General features: G+C 56.0%; 7 protein-coding genes. All 7 read left to right on the forward strand.

Annotated features, from left to right (window positions below):
• On the forward strand, window positions 1-294 hold a 294-nt coding region (locus J8G26_RS18975; RefSeq protein ID WP_210570804.1), incomplete at its 5' end, for a hypothetical protein.
• 14 nt (window positions 295-308) lie between these two features.
• On the forward strand, window positions 309-725 hold the full coding sequence (locus tag J8G26_RS18980) for a hypothetical protein (protein ID WP_210570805.1): 417 nt from the start codon (window positions 309-311) through the stop codon (window positions 723-725).
• 90 nt (window positions 726-815) lie between these two features.
• Window positions 816-1,223: a hypothetical protein gene (locus tag J8G26_RS18985; protein WP_210570806.1), complete on the forward strand. Its 408-nt coding sequence runs from the start codon at window positions 816-818 to the stop codon at window positions 1,221-1,223.
• 131 nt (window positions 1,224-1,354) lie between these two features.
• Window positions 1,355-1,849 carry a hypothetical protein gene (locus J8G26_RS18990; protein ID WP_210570808.1) on the forward strand — a complete coding sequence of 165 codons (495 nt, stop codon included), beginning with the start codon at window positions 1,355-1,357 and terminating at the stop codon, window positions 1,847-1,849.
• A gap of 111 nt (window positions 1,850-1,960) precedes the next feature.
• Window positions 1,961-2,137, forward strand: coding sequence for a hypothetical protein (locus J8G26_RS18995; protein WP_210570810.1), 177 nt, complete (start codon window positions 1,961-1,963; stop codon window positions 2,135-2,137).
• A 13-nt stretch (window positions 2,138-2,150) separates the two neighbouring features.
• Window positions 2,151-2,300, forward strand: a complete 150-nt coding sequence (locus J8G26_RS19000; RefSeq protein ID WP_210570812.1) for a hypothetical protein — start codon at window positions 2,151-2,153, stop codon at window positions 2,298-2,300.
• A gap of 488 nt (window positions 2,301-2,788) precedes the next feature.
• On the forward strand, window positions 2,789-3,422 hold a 634-nt coding region (locus J8G26_RS19005; RefSeq protein WP_210570814.1), incomplete at its 3' end, for a hypothetical protein.

Below are 3,422 nucleotides of genomic sequence, written 5' to 3' on the forward strand. Positions count from 1 at the left end.
GTCGCCATCGGCGGTCAACATGGGTTTGCCGTGCGCTTACGCATGGTGTTCATGACCAAGGTGATGCAACGCCACATGCTGGTGTCCGATCGGGAAACGCTCATGGTTACGTTTGAGCGCCGCGTGCCTGAGGCCGATAGGGCTGCCCGTGCTGCACGTTGCATCGATGACGTTATTGCAGCGGAAGATCAGTCCAAGAGGGTAGGGCGCAAGGCTGTGGCAGGCGCTGCAGGGGCTGTGCTGGGCGGAATGGCGCTGGACGCACTGGTCCGCAATCTCAGCAGCGATGAGTAAAGAGGGCAACCAGCATGGACATCAACGAACGACTCGCCGCGCGTCGCAAAGAAATTGCCATTGAGAAGGAGGGGCAACGTATTGCGGCCCAGCAGCAACGTCAGGCTGAACTGGATGCTGCCCGCCAAGCCGAACGAGCCAGGATTGCAGCCATGCCTCCGCCCCCCGATAGTCTCCCCCTGGCAGCGCAGCCAACGCAACCTAAGCGAGTGGTCGAAATAGATCTCGACACAAAGCTATTCGAAAAAGCGGTTGAGCGCATGACGAAGATGCAAGTGGCAATCTTTTGTGTATTGGCGGCTCTGGCCCTCATTGGGCTCACCCAAGACCCATTGAGAGCCATTTTCTGGACTGTCTGTGCTTTGGGTTACCTGGCTGTGACGATCAGTGGACATGTCGACAAAATCAAGAATACAAAAGAAAAAGAATAGTTGTTAAAAGCCCCACCACCGAGCGCCCCTGGAGAAATCCTTGGGCGCTTTTTCTTTGTCCGCCTTTATTCATCATAAGGATGCCTGCCTATGAAAATTTACCGTGACCATGCCTCCCTGTGTTATTTGGCACGCCCAACAGCCGATATGGAACTGCGCGCATTGGTGGAAAAACGGCTCAATGAGCTGGTAGCGGTCGATTCTCCAGACCTCTCGACTTTGCTGCGCATCATTGTGGTGAACGAGGGTGATACCACCAATGCTGTAGAGGACCAACTGGGTTTCACCATCCTGCACAACCGATGGAACGGGCAGGCACCTGAGGCGAAAGACTTCACGCCATCGTGGGATGTGTTGGAGGAGCACACGCACTGGTACGAACTGACATTTGTCATCAGCGATGACGGATTTGGCATCGTGGTGTTTGTCCCCAAGAGCAATTGCGACGCATTGGTGGCGCTTTGCGATCGATACGCCAAGGAGATGCACGTCCTATGAATCCACAAAACTTCCGACTCCCACCTCAACCAGCCACCTTCGGGTGGCATTTTTTTTGCCCAACCAAACTGAGAAAAACCGCGTATCTGAAATGAGGAATCTTCCTCGGACCTATTACCAAAGGAGTACGAATGACAGATATCGACAAGCAAGACATGCAGGTCCTTCAATCGGATCAATGCCCTTCGCTGTCCGGGCGCTCAACGCTGACGTTTGAACTGGGCGCCGATTCAGAAAAGCGCCTGCACCTGCGGGTCACCCACAACACCGGCAAAGGGCACCACAGCCCCGCATGGGTGGCCTATGACCAGATAGAGCCCTTGCTCATGCAAGCGCAAGCGCTTTCTGCATCAGCTCTGGCCACGCTGTTCCAAGGCACCTCGGTGAACACGGCGGGCTTTGTCATGGCGGTGCTCAAGCATCTTGGCGCAATCCAAGCCATACCGGAGCATCGGCATGCCTACCAGCACGTCGAAACCACGGACTGGAAGGGACAAGTGCAGGCCCTTATCGAAGCGGCGGGCGTGCCTGTCAGTCCAGAAGGGGACCAAGCCTCGACCAACGAGCGCTCACGTTCGGGCAAGGACGACAAGGGGCGCGGCAAGCGAGCGGCAACCGCCGTCTAGGGCGTCAAGCCCTTGAGATGCCCTTGATGCGATGAACAGCAAGCAGTCTGACCAACTGCCCGGCGACACATGCGTCCGGCGCTTTTCTCTGCTTTGCTTTCTGGAGTCTTGATGGCCACTCTTCTTGTCATTGCCTTGCTCGCAACCCTAGCTCTTCAACTGGTTGCATCCGGCTCACGCTGGCTGTGCCTGGTCGCCTTGGGATTGCTGATCTATGCCTTTCCTCTTCACTTCCTCACGATCGCCCTCATTGCAGGCGGATTCCTCTACTACCTCGACACCCATTGAAAGAACTCACACCATGACCTACCAAGACTGCGTTTTGACTGCCGCCACTGACATGCTGGACCGGGATATTCCGATAGAGCTGCTGCCTCTGACCATCACCAGCCACGCCGGGAACCTGCTCGGGTGGGAAGCTGACCGTCTGGGCACCCCGGCCTGGGACTGAGGCCTGCCCCTTCCAGAGACCTCACCGGCCCGCCAGCGGCCAACCTGGGCAGCTCTTGCCCGCTTCCCCGGACCCGGCCCGTGCGTGCTGGCCTGCCGGAGCACCCCTCCTGAGAACATCTAAGAAAGACAAATGCCGTGACCAACGGGGCGTTGCTGTGGGTAATCGAAGGTGGGAACGAAGAAGGGATGCCCCGGAGTGGTGCCGCATGGTGCTGCTCCGGGAGTTTCACCTTTTATTTTTTCAAGCATGGAGATTGCAGCGAGCAGACCCAGTGCTGTTTTATATCCATATCGGCAGTCATTGGAAGCGCAAACCGTTGTGCCAAAGAGAGATATCCGCCAGGGGACGCTAAAGCGCTACAGACACAGAAATCGGCTTGCAGATCGATGAGGTCTTGAGAAGAAGTGTGTTTGGGCTTGACGTAGTGGTTTGTGCTGCGACAGAGCTTGTGCGCGTCTATTTACGTTGCTTGAAAGGAGTCTTGGATGGATGAAATGAATGTGTGGGATATCGATGCTGCGCTTAAGGGGCCGGTTGAGGTTGGAACGAAGAGTGAGGTTGGAACGAAGAGTGAGTTGTTGGCAGAAGATGAAGCAAGCGATTCAACGTTCGATTGCAAAGCCCGGATCGACGGGATCATTGAGAAGACGGAAAGTCGTTGCGGCGCCCCATTTGAACCGCAGGCACTTCTTGCTCTGCTCGCGTTGAAGGCCCGTGATGTGGCCGAGTGGATGGACGTGCGGGCAACGCTTAAGCGAGTCAACAAGGAGGTCTCACTGACGCAATTGGATCGCGAACTGTGCAAGCTTGCGAGAGAGCAAAAGAAAGTGGTGCCCACACATCACGGGTACGCGATGGACGTGCTGAAACACTTGACCACTGGACCGCACAAACCGGTTGCCGTGAGAGGGACTTTGTATGTGCCGCAAGCGGAATCTCGCCTGTGGCAGGAGGTTTCGTTTGGTGAGCTGCAAAGAGCCGTTGCAGAGTTACATGACGACAACGAGAACTGCTTGCGCCAAGAGGATTACTACAGCATTGCAAGCCATGCTCGGTCCATAGCAACGAATGAGACCTTCTGTCATGGTCCAATAATTCTGGACACATCGATAGGGGCCC

This window comes from Acidovorax sp. JG5, from assembly GCF_017939685.1.
Taxonomy (GTDB): Bacteria; Pseudomonadota; Gammaproteobacteria; order Burkholderiales; family Burkholderiaceae_C; genus Acidovorax.

Coding starts and splice junctions, on each gene's coding strand:
- J8G26_RS18990 (WP_210570808.1), top strand. CDS start 1,355: ATGACAGATATCGACAAGCAAGACATGCAGGTCCTTCAATCGGATCAA.
- J8G26_RS18995 (WP_210570810.1), top strand. CDS start 1,961: ATGGCCACTCTTCTTGTCATTGCCTTGCTCGCAACCCTAGCTCTTCAA.
- J8G26_RS19000 (WP_210570812.1), top strand. CDS start 2,151: ATGACCTACCAAGACTGCGTTTTGACTGCCGCCACTGACATGCTGGAC.
- J8G26_RS18985 (WP_210570806.1), top strand. CDS start 816: ATGAAAATTTACCGTGACCATGCCTCCCTGTGTTATTTGGCACGCCCA.
- J8G26_RS18980 (WP_210570805.1), top strand. CDS start 309: ATGGACATCAACGAACGACTCGCCGCGCGTCGCAAAGAAATTGCCATT.